Here is a 16625-nt window from a genome sequence, read left to right on the forward strand (position 1 = left end):
TTTTCGATTTTATGAGAAAATTGTATCGAGAACTTTATTTTATTATTTTACTCAAACTTTCTTTTGCTTTCAAACCAAAAAGCGAACTTTTTGCTTCCTCAAACGCTTCTTCAAATGATTTTTTATCATCAACAATTTTTAACGCAAAAGCAGCATTTGTTAGCACTACATTATTTTGCGCTTCACTCCCATTTCCTTCAATAATATTCTTGAAAATTTTTGCTGCATCAGTTACAGAATTTCCTCCAAATATTTCTGATTGTGCCAAGTTTTTAAACCCTAATTCTTCTGGAGTAATTAATTGTTCTCCGTGTTTGCTAAACAATTTAAAAGCTCCAGTTAAGGAAATTTCATCATAACCATCTAATGCGTGTACAATTCCGTAATTACTTCCTTCATCCTGCAACATATAATTGTACAAACGTGCAACTTCTAAATTAAAAGTTCCTAATAATTGATTTTGTGGTGAACTCGGGTTTACCAACGGCCCTAACATATTAAAAAATGTTTTTAAAGCCAAGGCTTTTCGTGTTGGACCAACAGCTTTCATTGCTGGATGAAACTTTGGCGCGTGTAAAAAACAAATATTTGCATCTTCTAATTGTTGTTTTAAAATGTCTTCATCATTTGTGAATTCATATCCAAAACTTTCCAACATATCAGAAGAACCCGATTGTGATGACACAGAATAATTTCCGTGTTTGGCAACTTTTTGTCCAGTTCCTGCAACAATAAATGAGGTTAAAGTTGAGATGTTAAACGTGTCTTTTCCATCGCCGCCAGTTCCTACAATATCGATGGTGTTAAAATCAGAGAAATCTACTTGTATTGCTAATTCTTTTAAAGCTTCTCTAAATCCAGAAAGTTCATCAACAGTAATTGGACGCATCATAAAAACCGTCATAAAAGATGCTAAATGTGCATCGTTGTACTTTTCTGCCGCGATGCCTATCAAAATCTCTTTTGCTTGAGCTTTTGACAAGGTTTTTTGTTGATATAAATCGTTTAATATTGTTTTCATTTTATGCTGAATTTATTTCAATCTCTTTATGTCATTCCTGCGTAAACAGGAATCTGTTTTTTTATTTTCTCTCATAAGATTTCTACTTTCGCAGGAATTACGTTCTTTTTTAAGATTTAACTCCTTCTAAAAAATTCCGAACAATTTGTTCTCCCACTTCAGTCAATATAGATTCTGGATGAAACTGAACTGCCGACACATTAAATTCTTTATGTTCAATTGCCTGAATTGCTCCATCTTCATCAATGGCTGTTATGTTTAATTCTGATGGGAAATTTTCTTTGGATGCAATCCAAGAATGATATCTTGCTGCATCAAATTTTGATGGAATATTTTTAAAAATAGTTGCATCATCTTTGATAATCGTCATTTCAGTGGCTACACCATGAAAAACTTCTCCCATATTTTCAATTTGTCCTCCAAAAACTTCTGTTATTGCTTGCAATCCTAAACAAACTCCAAAAATTGGAATTCTTCCTGCATACGTTGCAATGACTTCTTTTAAAATCCCTGCTTCATCCGGAATTCCTGGCCCTGGAGATAAAATAATCACATCGTATCTCTGAATTTCCTCTACCTCAATTTCATCATTTCTAAAAACATCTGGTAAATTTCCAGTAATGTCTTCTACCATATGAACTAGGTTGTAGGTAAAAGAATCGTAGTTGTCTAAAATTAATATTTTCATACTATTGTTTAATCGTTTATGTGTGTAATTGTTCACTGATAACTGTTCACTGATTACTAAATTTCTTCTGCTAACAACAATGCCTTTTTCAACGCTGCTAATTTATTATTTACTTCTTGTAATTCTTTTTCTTCATCAGAATGGATGACAATTCCAGCGCCAGCTTGATAATACAACACATTGCTTTTACTCACAAAAGAACGAATTGCAATGGCTAAGTTTACAGAACCGTCTAAACCAATAATTCCGACTGCACCACCGTAAAATCCACGAGATTGATTTTCGTATTGATCAATTAATTGCATCGCTTTGTATTTTGGTGCGCCACTCAACGTTCCTGCCGGAAACGTATCGCCAACAATTTCAATCGGGTTTCCTTTTATTTTTCCTTGTACGGTTGAAACCAGATGAATTACATGACTAAAATATTGTACTTCTTTAAACACTTCAACTTTTACTTGTTCTGCATGTTTGCTCAAATCATTTCTCGCCAAATCGACCAACATAACATGTTCTGCAGTTTCTTTTTTATCTTCTGATAATTGTTTCCCTAACTTGATATCTTCCGCCATGTCACCTGTTCTTCGAAACGTTCCAGCAATTGGATTGATCGTTGCTTTTCCTGCTGATATTTTAATTTGTGCTTCTGGAGAAGAACCCATCAATTTAAAAGAACCGTAATCAAAATAAAATAAATATGGAGACGGATTTATAGAACGCAATGCTCTATAAACATTAAATTCATCACCTTTAAATTCTTGTTGAAATTGTCGAGATAATACCAACTGAAAAACATCGCCACGTTTACAATGTGCTTTTGCTTTTACTACATATTCTTTAAAATCTTTGTTCGTGCAATTTGAAGTTTCATCTCCTTTAATTTCAAATTTTTGTGTATTAAAAGTTTGTGATTCTATAATCGTTTCTATTTCCGAAATTCTAGTTTTAGCTCCTGCTTCTACATTTTCTATCAAAGTCATTTCATCATTAAAATGATTGATGGCAATGATAAATCGGTAAAAACTGTATTGCATCAACGGAATTTTAGACGGCGCATCTTTAACATGTAATTTGATGTTTTCAAAATACTGAACAGCATCATAGGTTGTATATCCGTACAATCCGTTGAATGCTTTTAGTTTTGCTTCACAATCTAAATCAATAGCCTTTGAAAAGTTATCAAACAATTCATAAAAGTTTTTTTCAATAGTTTGCTTTTCAATTGTTTTTCCTTTTTGAGAAATTACAAATTGATTGTCATCTACTTTCATCGAAATAATTGGTTCTATACAGATAAAAGAAAAACTATCTTCTTTACTGTGATAATCAGAACTTTCTAACAATAAAGAATTGGCAAATTTATCTCTAAATCTTAAATACAAACCAACCGGAGTTACCGTATCAGAAATTCGAGTTGTACTAGTTGTTTTAAATTGTAATTTTTTCATGGTTGCTGAATTGATTCAGTATCGTGTTAATTAATTTCAATAGATGCTGAAATAAATTCAGCATAAAAAAAAGGCTTATCGTGAGATAAGCCTTTTTTGTTTATGTTTTATATACATATAGGATTTTCCTCACTTATCGATTAAGAGAGTTCCACCACCATATGTTTTGTGTTTTCATCATTGAACTACAAATGTATAATAGATTTTTAAATGACCAAACAAAAAAATTAAAAAATTAATCTTGATAACATATTTATATAATTTTAGCTGATTTGCACTACTCAAACTTACAAATAAACTTAAATTTCGCCTTTTAAGTATATTTATTAAACCATTAATACTATTTACATTTAATAACAACAATAGTAATTGTTTATTTGCATCATAATTATAATAAAATTTACAAAAAGAGATAGATTATGTGTGGAATTGTATGTGCGTTTGATTTAAAAGAAAAAGCTGAAGTATTAAGACCTCAACTATTAGAGATGGCTAAAAAAATTAGACATCGAGGACCAGATTGGAGCGGAATTTACAGTGATGAAAAAGCCATTTTAGCGCATGAGCGTTTGGCAATTGTAGATCCATCTTCGGGAAAACAACCTTTATTTAGTGAAGATAAAAAGCTGATTTTAGCTGCAAACGGAGAAATTTACAATCATAGAGAGCTAAGAAAACAATTTGAAGGCTCTTACAATTTTCAAACAGCTTCAGATTGCGAAGTTATTTTGGCATTATACAAAGAAAAAGGAACGTCGTTTTTAGACGAATTAAACGGCATTTTCGGTTTTGCAATTTACGATGTTGAAAATGACGAATTTTTTGTTGCTAGAGATCATATGGGAATTATTCCATTATATGTTGGTTGGGATGAAAACGGAACATTTTATGTGGCATCAGAATTAAAAGCTTTGGAAGGCGTTTGTACAAAAATTGAATTATTTCCGCCTGGACATTATTTGTCTAGCAAAGACGGAGAATATAAAAAATGGTATACTCGTGATTGGATGGAATTTAACGCTGTAAAAGAAAATGAAACTTCTATTGATAAGTTACACGATGCTTTAGAAGCGGCTGTTCGTAGACAGTTAATGTCTGATGTTCCTTACGGAGTGTTACTTTCTGGCGGATTGGATTCATCAATTATTTCTGCAATCGCTAAAAAACATGCTGAAAAAAGAGTTGAATCTGATGATACGCAAGCTGCTTGGTGGCCACAATTGCATTCGTTTTCGGTTGGATTAGAAGGTTCGCCAGATTTGGCTGCAGCCCAAAAAGTAGCCGATCATATTGGAACTGTTCATCACGAAATTAAGTTTACCATTCAAGAAGGGTTAGATGCTATAAAAGATGTTATTTACAACTTAGAAACTTACGATATCACAACCATTAGAGCTTCTACTCCAATGTATTTAATGGCACGAGTTATCAAATCAATGGGTGTAAAAATGGTGTTGTCTGGAGAAGGTGCAGACGAAATCTTTGGTGGATATTTGTATTTTCATAAAGCACCAAATGCAGAAGAGTTTCATAAAGAAACCGTTCGTAAATTAGACAAATTACACATGTACGATTGTTTAAGAGCAAACAAATCTTTGGCTGCTTGGGGAATTGAAGGTCGTGTTCCGTTTTTAGACAAAGAATTTATGGATGTTGCGATGCGCATCAACCCAAAAGATAAAATGATCAATGGAGAACGCATGGAAAAATGGGTCATCAGAAAAGCGTTTGAAAAATATTTACCAGAAAGTGTGGCGTGGCGACAAAAAGAACAATTTTCTGACGGCGTTGGTTACGATTGGATTGACACGTTAAAAGAAGTTGTAAATTCTAAAATTTCTGATGAACAATTAGCAAATGCGAAGTTCAGATTCCCAATTCAGACTCCGACTACAAAAGAAGAATTTTATTATCGCTCAATTTTTGCAGAACATTTTCCGAGTGATACAGCTGCATTGAGTGTACCGCAAGAACCATCAATTGCATGTAGTTCAAGAATCGCTTTAGAATGGGACGAAAGTTTTAAAAACCAAAACGAACCTTCTGGAAGAGCTATTAAAATGGTGCATGCAGATGCGTATTAAAAATAACAACGAAGAAGCTTGTTAACAATTATTAAAATCTTTATTCTGTAATAGCTTCTCAAATCAGTAACTTTATCTCATAAAAAAATCAATATGAAAATTAAAAAAGTACTTGTTGCCAATAGAGGTGAAATTGCCATCAGAATTTTTAGAGCCTGTACAGAAATAAACGTTAAAACCGTAGGTGTTTACACCTTTGAAGACAGGTACTCGCTTCACAGATACAAAGCAGATGAATCTTATCAAATTGGTGAAGATAATGAACCCTTAAAACCGTATTTAAATATTGATGAATTGATAAAAGTTGCGCTTCAATGTGGTGCAGATGCAATTCATCCTGGTTATGGTTTTTTATCAGAAAATGCACAATTTGCTGAAAAATGTGAAGCAAACGGCATTATTTTCGTCGGCCCAAAAGTATCTGTACTTAAATCGCTTGGCGATAAAATCACTGCAAAAGAAGTAGCTGTTGCCAACAATATTCCAATTATTAGAAGCAACGAAAAACCATTAAAAGATATTGAAACTGCTTTAAGTGAAGCAGAAATCATTGGCTACCCAATTATGCTAAAAGCCGCTTCTGGTGGTGGCGGAAGAGGAATGCGAGTGATTAGAAAATCCGAAGAACTTAAAGGTGCTTTTAACGAAAGTAAACGTGAAGCTCTAAATGCATTTGGAGATGATACTGTTTTTTTAGAGAAATTTGTAGAAAATCCGAAGCATATAGAAATTCAGATTGTAGCCGATAATTATGGAAATACAGTTCATTTATTTGAACGAGATTGTTCGGTACAACGTCGGTATCAAAAGGTAATTGAATTTGCTCCTTCTTACGATTTAAAACCAGCAACAAAAGACGCACTTTATCAATATGCAATTGATATTTGTAAAGCCGTAAATTATAATAATATTGGAACGGTTGAATTTTTAGTAGACGATGATGGCTCTATATATTTTATTGAAGTAAATCCTAGAATTCAAGTTGAACATACAGTTACAGAAGTGGTAACCAATATCGATTTGGTAAAAACACAATTGTTTATTGCTGGAGGATATAAATTAGCCGATCAACAAATCAAAATTCCAAATCAAGAAGCTATTAAAGTTACTGGTTATGCATTGCAATGTAGAATTACAACCGAAGATCCACAGAACGATTTTAAACCAGATTATGGTGAAATTACTACGTACAGAAGTGCATCAGGATTCGGAATTCGTTTAGACGCAGGATCTGTATATCAAGGTGCAATTGTGTCTCCGTTTTTTGATTCTATGTTGGTAAAAGTAACTGCAAATAGCAGAACTTTAGATGGAGCTTGTAGAAAAGTTCGTCGGGCTTTGGCTGAATTCAGAATTAGAGGCGTAAAAACAAACATGCTTTTTCTGGATAATATTTTAAAACACGAAACTTTTAGAAAAGGAGATGTAACTGTTAATTTTATAAAACAAAATCCAGATTTATTTGTGTTTAAAGCTCCTAGAAATAGAGCAACCAAATTAGTCACATATTTAGGCGATATCATTGTAAACGGAAATGCTGATGTCAAAAAAATAGATCCTACAAAAACATTTGTAAAACCTGTAGTTCCTAAGTTTGATGCGAATGCAACACATCCGAAGGGAACAAAAGATTTATTGACAGAATTAGGTCCAGATAAATTTTCTCAGTGGTTAAAAGCTGAAAATAAAATACATTATACAGACACCACAATGCGTGATGCGCACCAAAGTTTGTTAGCAACAAGAATGCGAACTTTTGATATGCTAAAAGTAGCGGAAGGCTATTCTAAAAATAATCCTGATATTTTTAGTATGGAAGTTTGGGGCGGTGCAACCTTTGATGTTTGTTTGCGTTTTTTACAGGAAAATCCGTGGGAACGCCTACAGTTATTGCGCAAAGCAATGCCAAACACGCTTTTACAAATGCTTCTTCGAGGCTCAAATGGAGTTGGTTACACGGCGTATCCTGATAATTTAATTGAAAAATTCGTAGAACAATCTTGGGAAAATGGAGTTGATATTTTTAGAATATTTGACTCTTTGAACTGGATGAAATCTATTGCTCCTTGCATTGAACACGTCAGAAATAGAACGGAAGGTTTAGCTGAAGGATCTATTTGTTATACTGGCGATATTTTAAATCCTAAGAACACAAAATACAATTTAAAATATTACACAAGTTTAGCCAAAGACATCGAAAATGCCGGAGCACATATTTTAGCCATTAAAGATATGGCTGGATTATTAAAACCGTTTGCCGCTTTTGAGTTGGTTTCAGCGTTAAAACAAGAAATTAATATTCCGATTCATTTACACACGCACGACACTTCGTCAATTCAATCTGCAACCTATTTAAAAGCGATTGAAGCTGGTGTTGATGTGGTTGATGTTGCTCTTGGTGGTTTATCTGGATTGACATCGCAACCCAATTTTAATTCGGTTGTAGAAATGATAAAATTTCATGAACGTGAAAATCCGTTGAATATTGATTCATTGAACGAATATTCTAACTATTGGGAAACCGTTAGAGAATTTTATTATCCGTTTGAATCTGGCTTAAAAGCAGGTTCTGGAGAAGTTTTTAAACATGAAATTCCGGGTGGACAATATTCAAATTTAAAACCACAAGCGCAAGCTTTAGGATTGGAAGACCGATTCCATGAAATTACAGCAATGTATGCTGATGTAAACATGCTTTTTGGCGATATTGTAAAAGTTACACCAAGTTCTAAAGTAGTTGGAGATATGGCGCAATATTTAGTGAGCAACAACTTAACAGTTCAAGATGTATTAGAAAAAGGAGACTCAATTTCCTTTCCGCAATCAGTGGTAAGTTTCTTTAAAGGAGACTTAGGTCAGCCTGTTGGTGGTTTTCCAAAAGAACTTCAGAAGTTGATTTTGAAAAATGAAAAACCGTATACAGATCGTCCAAATGCTCACATGGCTCCTTTAGATATTGAAGCTGAATACGAAGCATTTAAAAAAATATTTGAGCAAGATTTAAGCAGACCAATTAATATTACTGATTTTCTATCGTACAAATTATATCCAAAAGTTTTTACAGATTCGTATAACAAACATTTGAAATATGACAATTTAATGAATTTGCCAACTAAGAATTTCTTTTACGGAATGGAAATTGGCGAAGAAATTATTGTTGAATTAGACAAAGGAAAAACACTGCTTATCACTTTAGATTCTGTTGGAGCACCGAATGAAGATGGTTTTGTAACGGTATATTTTAAAGTAAACGGACAAGGTAGATCTGTACAAATAAAAGATACATCTATTAAAATTGATAAAGTAGAACACGCAAAGGCAGATAAATCAAATCCAAAAGAAATTGGAGCTCCATTACAAGGAATGTTGTCCACAATATTGGTGAAAGAAGGCGAAGAAATCACTAAAAATCAACCTTTATTTATTATTGAAGCCATGAAAATGGAAACGACTATTACAGCAAATGAAGCTACAAAAATACAAGAAGTGGTTTTAAAACCAGGCATTATGGTAAATTCTGAAGATTTGATTATTCGGTTATCATAAAAAGGAGTTATTGTCAATTAAAAATCCCGCTAAAGCGGGATTTTTTGTTTTATATTAGCTGAACAATCTGTAAATACTGAAACTGACAGATCGATGACATTTAAATGGCGTGCTAAAAACAAGAAGTTCATCATACATTTGTAGCATCAAAATAGGAAAATGGAAAATCAATCTTTAGGAAAAAATTTAAAATACCAAAGAACTTTAAAAGGGTTTACGCAAGAACAACTTTCTGATGCATCTTCGGTTGGAATTAGAACCATACAACGTGTCGAGAAAGAAGAAGTACAACCACATTTACAAACTGTAAAATTGTTGGCAGAAGGTTTACAAATCGACTTAGAAAATTTAATGATTGTTGACAATCCAAATGAAGAAGTTATTCAACGGAAATGGATGTTGCTTTTACACGCTTCGCCTTTTTTAGGTTTAATTATTCCGTTTGCAAATATGCTGTTTCCACTATTTCTTTGGATTCACAAAGCAAATGATAACAAAACATACGACGCACACGGAAGAGCAGTTGTCAATTTTCATTGTTCAATAACTGTCTATTTTATCATATCATTACTCTTGTTTTTTCCGTTTCCAGGAATGAATTTCTTTTTAACCGCAGCAATTGTTTTATTTGGGTTGATAACCACTTTTATAAATATCATGTCAGCTTTAAGTAAAGGAACTTTTAACTATCCGCTTTCCATTCCTTTTTTGAAATCAAAATCAGTTTAACTTTTTTTAAATCTCACACAATATGTTAGGATTATTAGTAATAATAGTAGTTTCGTGGTTGCTGTTGCATTTCATCGAAAAAAAGAATATTGCTGTTTTAGGAATCATTCCAAACCGCAAAAGAACCACTCAGTTTTTTATAGGTTTTGTCTTTACAATTCTTCTTTGTTTATTAACTATTTATATTGAAACATTGGTTTTATCTGTAAAATGGCAGTTAAATTCGGTAATACATTATCAAACTATTTTAAACGCATTGGTGTATCATTTAAGATCTGCTTTAACAGAAGATTTGGTTTTTAGAGGCGCGATTCTTTATATTCTTATTAGAAAAGTTGGCATACAAAAAGCGATTCTTATCTCAGCTTTATGCTTCGGAATTTATCATGTTTTTTCGTACGGAATGTTAGGAGGTAGAATTATATCAATACTTTATGTGATTCTAATAACAGGGTTTACTGGATATGTTTGGGCGTACACATTTGCAAAAACAAATTCTATATTAATGCCTTTAGGGTTTCATTTGGGATGGAATCTTTTACTTGCATTTTTCATGCAATCTCAACCTTATGGAGAACTTTTATTTACAGAAACCTCAAGAATACAATTATCAGAATGGAATGGATTGTACTTTTCACTTTTCAAAGGTCTTTTCCCTTCTTTCATCACTTTTATTTTTGTGAAACAATATTTACGTTATAATGTAAAACTGAAAGATTAAAAGAATAATTAAGTCATTTTAAACAACAAACAAAATGCTAAAATATCGCTTCTGTGGGATTTTTTTTATTTTCAAAAAATCAAGCAACTCCTAAAAGTTAAAAACTAAAAATAAAGTCGTTTTTAAGCGATTTAAGCCACTTTTTAGTAATTAACAAATGTTGATAATTTAGACATAATTTCATCAATTCGCTTTTTATAAACTCAAAATTTGATTAAATTTGTTAGGTAAGATTTCGTCTTTTCTAGGCGATTTTTTTTATGACTTCTCGACACAATTTCGAAAAAAATCGAAATCACTCGAAGTAACAATAACGTTTAATTTAATTCAAAATAATGAGCGAAGAAAAAAAACACGATTATTCAGCCGATAGTATTCAGGCATTAGAAGGAATGGAACATGTTAGAATGCGTCCATCCATGTATATTGGAGATATTGGAATTAGAGGACTGCATCATTTAGTATATGAAGTTGTAGACAACTCTATTGATGAAGCAATGGGCGGATATTGTGATACTATTGATGTTACCATCAACGAAGACAATTCAATCACAACCAAAGATAACGGACGTGGAATTCCTGTTGGAATCCACAAAAAAGAAGGCGTTTCTGCACTACAAGTTGTAATGACAAAAATTGGTGCTGGAGGTAAGTTTGATAAAGATTCTTATAAAGTTTCTGGTGGATTACACGGTGTTGGTGTAAGTTGTGTGAACGCATTATCTGAACATTTAAGAGCTACAGTTCATAAAGACGGAAAAATTTGGGAACAAGAATACGAAAAAGGGAAAGCTTTATATCCGGTTAAAACTATTGGAGAAACAGATTTTACAGGAACAATTGTAACTTTTTCACCTGATAAATCCATCTTTTTACAGACAACAGAATACAATTACGAGACTTTATCAACTCGTATGCGAGAACTATCTTTTTTAAACAAAGGAATTACCATTACACTTACAGATAAACGTAACACAGATGATGAAGGTAACTTTATCTCAGAAACATTTCATAGTGAAATTGGATTGCCTGAGTTTATCAGATATTTAGACAGTACAAGAGAGCAATTAATTAGTGATGTTATTTCTATTGAAGGAGAAAAAAATGGCGTTCCTGTTGAAGTTGCAATGGTTTATAACACTTCGTATTCAGAAAATTTACACTCGTATGTAAACAATATCAACACACACGAAGGTGGAACACATCTATCTGGTTTTAGACGTGGATTAACAGCTACTCTTAAAAAATATGCGGATGATTCTGGCTTGTTAAAAAACCTGAAATTCGAAATTGCTGGTGATGATTTCCGTGAAGGATTAACAGCTATTATTTCTGTAAAAGTTCAAGAACCACAATTTGAAGGTCAGACTAAAACAAAATTAGGAAACAGAGAAGTTACAGCAGCAGTTTCTCAAGCAGTTTCTGAAATGCTAACAGATTACTTAGAAGAAAACCCGAATGACGCTAAAACCATTGTTCAGAAAGTAATTTTAGCAGCTCAAGCACGTCATGCAGCTCGCAAAGCTCGTGAAATGGTACAACGTAAAACAGTGATGAGCATTGGTGGTTTACCTGGTAAATTATCAGATTGCTCAGAGACAGATCCTTCTCAATGTGAAATTTTCTTAGTTGAGGGAGATTCGGCAGGTGGTACAGCAAAACAAGGAAGAGACAGAAACTTTCAAGCAATTTTACCATTACGTGGAAAAATCTTGAATGTTGAAAAAGCAATGCAACATAAAGTTTTTGAAAATGAAGAAATCAAAAATATGTTTACTGCATTAGGAGTTTCAATCGGAACAGAAGACGACCCAAGAGCACTAAACTTAAGTAAAGTTCGTTATCATAAAGTTGTGATTATGTGTGATGCCGATGTAGATGGTAGCCACATTGCAACATTAATTTTAACATTCTTCTTTAGATATATGAGAGAAATGGTAGAGCAAGGATATATTTATATTGCAACGCCACCTTTATATCTAGTAAAGAAGGGACAAAAAAGAGAATATGCTTGGGATGACAATCAACGTGATTTAATCGCACAACAAATGGGCGGTTCAGTTTCTATTCAACGTTATAAAGGTTTGGGAGAAATGAATGCTGAGCAATTATGGGACACAACTATGAATCCTGAGTTTAGAACCCTAAGACAAGTTGTAATAGACAATGCAACAGAAGCTGATAGAGTATTTTCTATGTTAATGGGAGACGAAGTTCCACCACGAAGAGATTTTATCGAAAGAAATGCAAAATATGCTAATATCGACGCTTAAGAAACTACGGCATTTGTCGTATTTTTATCAAAAAACACACCTAAAAAGGTGTGTTTTTTATTTTCTTTATATATTAGCATAAATAAAACAAATAATTTTAACTAAACTCTTATAATATGAAAAGGTACATTTTAATTTTTATTAGCGTATTTGCACTAAGCAATACAACTAAAGCCCAAGAAGGTTTTGAAAACATTTTACTTGCGGATGGAACAGATGCTAACAAACTAATGGAAGCATACTTTACACCTGCAATGGAAGGTTTTATTTACGGAATGAATAATGGTTGGTATCATACAGCTAAGGTTCATAAAATATTAGGATTTGATTTAACTGTTGGCTTAAGTGCTGCAATGGTTCCAAGTGAAAAAGAAATGTTTTCTATTTCTGCTTTAGGGTTAACTTCGGTTACTTCTACAAGTACATCAGCATCTACTTTTGCTGGACCTAATTCACCTACAACTTTTACAGTATCAAAAACTGTAAAAATTAATGATCCTGGTTCACCTGCAAACGGACAATCTAGAACTGTTACTGCAAACTTTGATACTCCAGGTGGTGTAACAGGAGACTTACCATTAAATGCGGTTCCTGCTCCAGTTGCACAATTTAACCTTGGTTTACCTTTTAAAATGGAAGCAATGGTTCGTTTTTTTCCTGAAACAGACTTAGGTGAAGATGGCGGAAAAGCAAGTATGTATGGAATTGGTTTAAAAAAGGAAATTACAAGTTGGTTTGGACCTTTAAAAAGATTACCATTGCATGTTTCTTTATTAGCAGCTTATACTTCTATGGATGTTAATTATGGTTTTGCAGATGTAAATTCTGGAAACTTTCAAATGGCAAATGCTTCTGCAGATTTTGAATTGCGTTCTTATACAGCACAAGCAATTGCTTCTTTAAATTTTCCTTTTATTAATTTTTATGGTGGTATCGGTTATAGTGGCGGTACTTCTAAATTTAAAATGACAGGAACTTATAAAGGAGAATTTACATACTCAGAAGGTGGTCAATCTTATACTTATGAAGAAACTTTAACACCTCCAAACATGGAATTTGACGCAAGTGGATTTAAGACTACAATTGGAGCTAGATTTAGCTTATGGTTCTTAAAAATATTTGCAGATTACACAATTCAAGAATACAATACCGTTAGTGCTGGTATCGCTTTAAGTATTAGATAAACTACTAAATAAACAAAAGTATAAAAGGCTGCGAATTTCGTAGCCTTTTTTGATTTACATCAAGGCATATTTACAATAATTTATAGTACTTTTGTACAACAAAATTTATTCAACACACAAAACAAAATAAAATGAAAGTAACAGTTGTAGGTGCAGGTGCTGTGGGCGCAAGTTGTGCAGAGTACATCGCTATTAAAAATTTCGCTTCAGAAGTTGTAATATTAGATATTAAAGAAGGTTTTGCAGAAGGTAAAGCAATGGACTTAATGCAAACAGCTTCCTTAAACGGATTTGATACTAAAATTACTGGTTCTACTAGTGATTATTCTAAAACAGCAAATTCAGATATTTGTGTAATTACTTCTGGAATTCCTAGAAAACCAGGAATGACTCGTGAGGAATTAATCGGAATTAATGCAGGAATCGTAAAAATGGTTTCGGCTAGTTTAATTGAACATTCTCCTAATACAATAATTATTGTTGTTTCTAATCCTATGGATACAATGACATATTTAGTACACAAAACTACTGATTTACCTAAAAAAAGAATTATTGGAATGGGTGGTGCTTTAGATTCTGCTCGTTTTAAATACAGATTAGCAGAAGCTTTAGGAGCTCCAATTTCTGATGTTGACGGAATGGTAATTGGTGGACATTCTGATAAAGGAATGGTTCCATTAACGCGTTTAGCAACAAGAAATTCTGTTCCTGTTTCTGAATTTATTTCTGAAGAAAGATTACAACAAGTTTTAGAAGATACCAAAGTTGGTGGTGCAACCTTAACTGGATTATTAGGAACTTCTGCTTGGTATGCACCAGGAGCAGCAGTTTCTGGAATGGTACAAGCAATTGCTTGTGATACTAAAAAGATTTTCCCTTGTTCTACTTTATTAGAAGGCGAATATGGACTGAACGATTTATGTATTGGAGTTCCTGTTGTTTTAGGTAAAAACGGAATCGAAAAAATTGTAGAGATTCATTTAAGTGATGCTGAAAAAGCACATTTAGAAGCATCTGCAGAAGGTGTTAAAAAAACAAACGGATTGTTAGAATTGTAGTATTTAGCTGTTTGATTTTAGCCTTTCGTTTTTAGCAAATAGAGAAAATAAAAAATCCAGCCAAATGGCTGGATTTTTTTTATTCTATAAAATTCTCAGAATAAAACTTAATTTTTCCCTTTTGGGAAACGCCTGAAAGGCAAAGGGGATTTAAGACAACCCAGAAATAACACCATTATTATCAATGTTCATTCCTTCTGATGCTGGTTTTGCAGGCAAACCTGGCATACGCATCATTTTCCCTAAAATTGGAATAATAAATTGTGCTCCGGCTGCAATTTCAATTTCGCGAACAGTTATAGAAAACCCTGTTGGTCTTCCTATCAATTTTTCATCATCAGAAAAAGATTTTTGTGTTTTTGCCATACAAATTGCAAAATCATTAAATCCTAAACGATCAATTCTACGTAAATTTAATTCCGCTTTTTTATCATAAACCACACCGTCTGCTCCGTAAATTTCTTTTGCAATAATGGCTATTTTTTCTTTTACAGGACTCTTCCAATCGTATAAAGGTTTAAATTGTGTTGCTTTATTTTCTACAACATCAGCAACCGCTGCTGCTAATTCTTTGGTTCCTTCACCTCCTTTTGCCCAACCTTCAGACAATACTGCATGCACTCCTAATCCTACACAGGTATCTTTTATAAATTGCACTTCTTCATTGGAATCTGAAACAAATGAATTAATAGCCACAACTGGTTCAATATTAAACTTACGAATGTTTTCGATATGCTTTTCTAAATTCTTAAATCCTTCTGTAACTCTTTCTACACTTGGCGTATTGTATTCGTCTGGTTTTGCGCCACCATGATGACGTAATGCTCTAATTGTTGCAACTAAAACCACACATTTTGGATTTAACCCTGCAAAAGCCGATTTAATATTTAAGAATTTTTCAGCTCCTAAATCTGCTCCAAAACCAGCTTCTGTTACTACGTAATTAGATAAACTTAATCCCATTTTTGTAGCCAAAACTGTATTTGTACCTTGTGCAATATTTGCAAATGGTCCACCATGAATAATTGCTGGATTCTCTTCTAAAGTTTGCACTAAATTTGGTTTAATGGCATCTTTTAACAAAATTGCCATGGCGTTTTCTGCTTTTAAATCACGTGCAAAAACTGGTTTTTTATCAAAAGTAAATCCGATAAAAATATCTCCTAAACGTTTTTTTAAGTTCTCAAAATCTGTTGCCATACAAAGTATCGCCATCACTTCTGATGCTGGCGTAATGTTAAATCCATCTTGTCTTGGTATTCCATTTCCAGTACCACCTAAACCAATAGTAATATCTCGTAACGCTCTATCATTCATATCAATAACTCGTTTCCAAAGAATGGTTCTTGGATCAATATTTAAGTTATTAACTGAACTTTGTAAATTGTTATCTATTAAAGCTGATAATAAATTATTTGCTTTTTCAATGGCATTAAAATCTCCTGTAAAGTGTAAATTGATGTCTTCCATCGGTACAACTTGTGAATGTCCACCACCAGCTGCTCCTCCTTTTATTCCGAAAACCGGACCTAAAGATGGCTCTCTTAAGACCACAGTTGCTTGTTTACCAATTTTATTTAATCCTTCTGTTAAACCAATAGAAACCGTTGTTTTTCCTTCTCCTGCAGGCGTAGGAGTTAACGCTGTTACAAGTACTAAGTTGTTTTCTTTTATTTTATTTTCATCAATTAAACTTAAAGGCAACTTGGCTTTGTACTTACCGTACATTTCCATATTTTCTTCATCAATATTTAATTTTGCTGCAATTTCTCTAATATGAACAAGCGTTTTAGCTTGTGCTATTTCAATATCCGATTGGTAAGCCATTTGAAATGATTTTTATTTTTAATGATTAATTCTCTTATTTTTGGTG

The 16625-nt window shown here is 33.0% G+C and carries 11 protein-coding genes; 7 read left to right on the forward strand and 4 right to left on the reverse strand.

All coding sequences use genetic code 11. The annotated features are described in order from the left end of the window. Positions 1-34: 34 nt before the first annotated feature. The 3 genes from trpD to ABDX67_RS06650 all read right to left on the reverse strand — a co-directional run bounded on the left by trpD (position 35) and on the right by ABDX67_RS06650 (position 3157). Positions 35-1021 carry an anthranilate phosphoribosyltransferase gene (gene trpD, locus ABDX67_RS06640; protein ID WP_347174174.1) on the reverse strand — a complete coding sequence of 329 codons (987 nt, stop codon included), beginning with the start codon at positions 1019-1021 and terminating at the stop codon, positions 35-37. Between the two features lie 109 nt (positions 1022-1130). Next, the gene (locus ABDX67_RS06645) at positions 1131-1709 is read right to left on the reverse strand and encodes an anthranilate synthase component II (protein WP_347174175.1); all 579 of its coding nucleotides are present in this window, start codon (positions 1707-1709) and stop codon (positions 1131-1133) included. Positions 1710-1765: 56 nt separating this feature from the next. After that, positions 1766-3157 (reverse strand): anthranilate synthase component I family protein, encoded by a 1392-nt coding sequence (locus tag ABDX67_RS06650; RefSeq protein ID WP_347174176.1) that lies wholly within the window; start codon positions 3155-3157, stop codon positions 1766-1768. A gap of 419 nt (positions 3158-3576) precedes the next feature. On the opposite strand from ABDX67_RS06650, the gene asnB reads away from it, so the two are divergent. The 7 genes from asnB (at position 3577) to mdh (ending at position 14752) form a co-directional block, all read left to right on the forward strand. Next, a complete protein-coding gene (gene asnB, locus ABDX67_RS06655; protein WP_347174177.1) occupies positions 3577-5241 on the forward strand; it encodes an asparagine synthase B in 1665 nt (554 codons plus the stop codon). Positions 5242-5334: 93 nt separating this feature from the next. Next, a complete protein-coding gene (locus tag ABDX67_RS06660; protein WP_347174178.1) occupies positions 5335-8787 on the forward strand; it encodes a pyruvate carboxylase in 3453 nt (1150 codons plus the stop codon). A 159-nt stretch (positions 8788-8946) separates the two neighbouring features. Then, positions 8947-9516 (forward strand): magnetosome magnetite crystal formation protein family, encoded by a 570-nt coding sequence (locus ABDX67_RS06665; RefSeq protein WP_347174179.1) that lies wholly within the window; start codon positions 8947-8949, stop codon positions 9514-9516. A gap of 22 nt (positions 9517-9538) precedes the next feature. Next, positions 9539-10237: a CPBP family intramembrane glutamic endopeptidase gene (locus ABDX67_RS06670; RefSeq protein ID WP_347174180.1), complete on the forward strand. Its 699-nt coding sequence runs from the start codon at positions 9539-9541 to the stop codon at positions 10235-10237. Between the two features lie 335 nt (positions 10238-10572). Beyond that, complete coding sequence (gene gyrB, locus ABDX67_RS06675) at positions 10573-12510, forward strand: DNA topoisomerase (ATP-hydrolyzing) subunit B (RefSeq protein ID WP_347174181.1); 1938 nt, start codon at positions 10573-10575, stop codon at positions 12508-12510. Between the two features lie 116 nt (positions 12511-12626). Then, positions 12627-13694 (forward strand): DUF6588 family protein, encoded by a 1068-nt coding sequence (locus tag ABDX67_RS06680; RefSeq protein ID WP_347174182.1) that lies wholly within the window; start codon positions 12627-12629, stop codon positions 13692-13694. Between the two features lie 131 nt (positions 13695-13825). Then, on the forward strand, positions 13826-14752 hold the full coding sequence (mdh, locus tag ABDX67_RS06685; RefSeq protein WP_347174183.1) for a malate dehydrogenase: 927 nt from the start codon (positions 13826-13828) through the stop codon (positions 14750-14752). A gap of 150 nt (positions 14753-14902) precedes the next feature. Here the strand turns inward: mdh and ABDX67_RS06690 are convergent, their stop codons facing one another. Next, positions 14903-16579 carry a formate--tetrahydrofolate ligase gene (locus ABDX67_RS06690; RefSeq protein ID WP_347174184.1) on the reverse strand — a complete coding sequence of 559 codons (1677 nt, stop codon included), beginning with the start codon at positions 16577-16579 and terminating at the stop codon, positions 14903-14905. Between the last annotated feature and the right edge of the window lie 46 nt (positions 16580-16625).

It is taken from the genome of Polaribacter uvawellassae (assembly GCF_039748955.1).
Lineage (GTDB): Bacteria > Bacteroidota > Bacteroidia > Flavobacteriales > Flavobacteriaceae > Polaribacter > Polaribacter uvawellassae.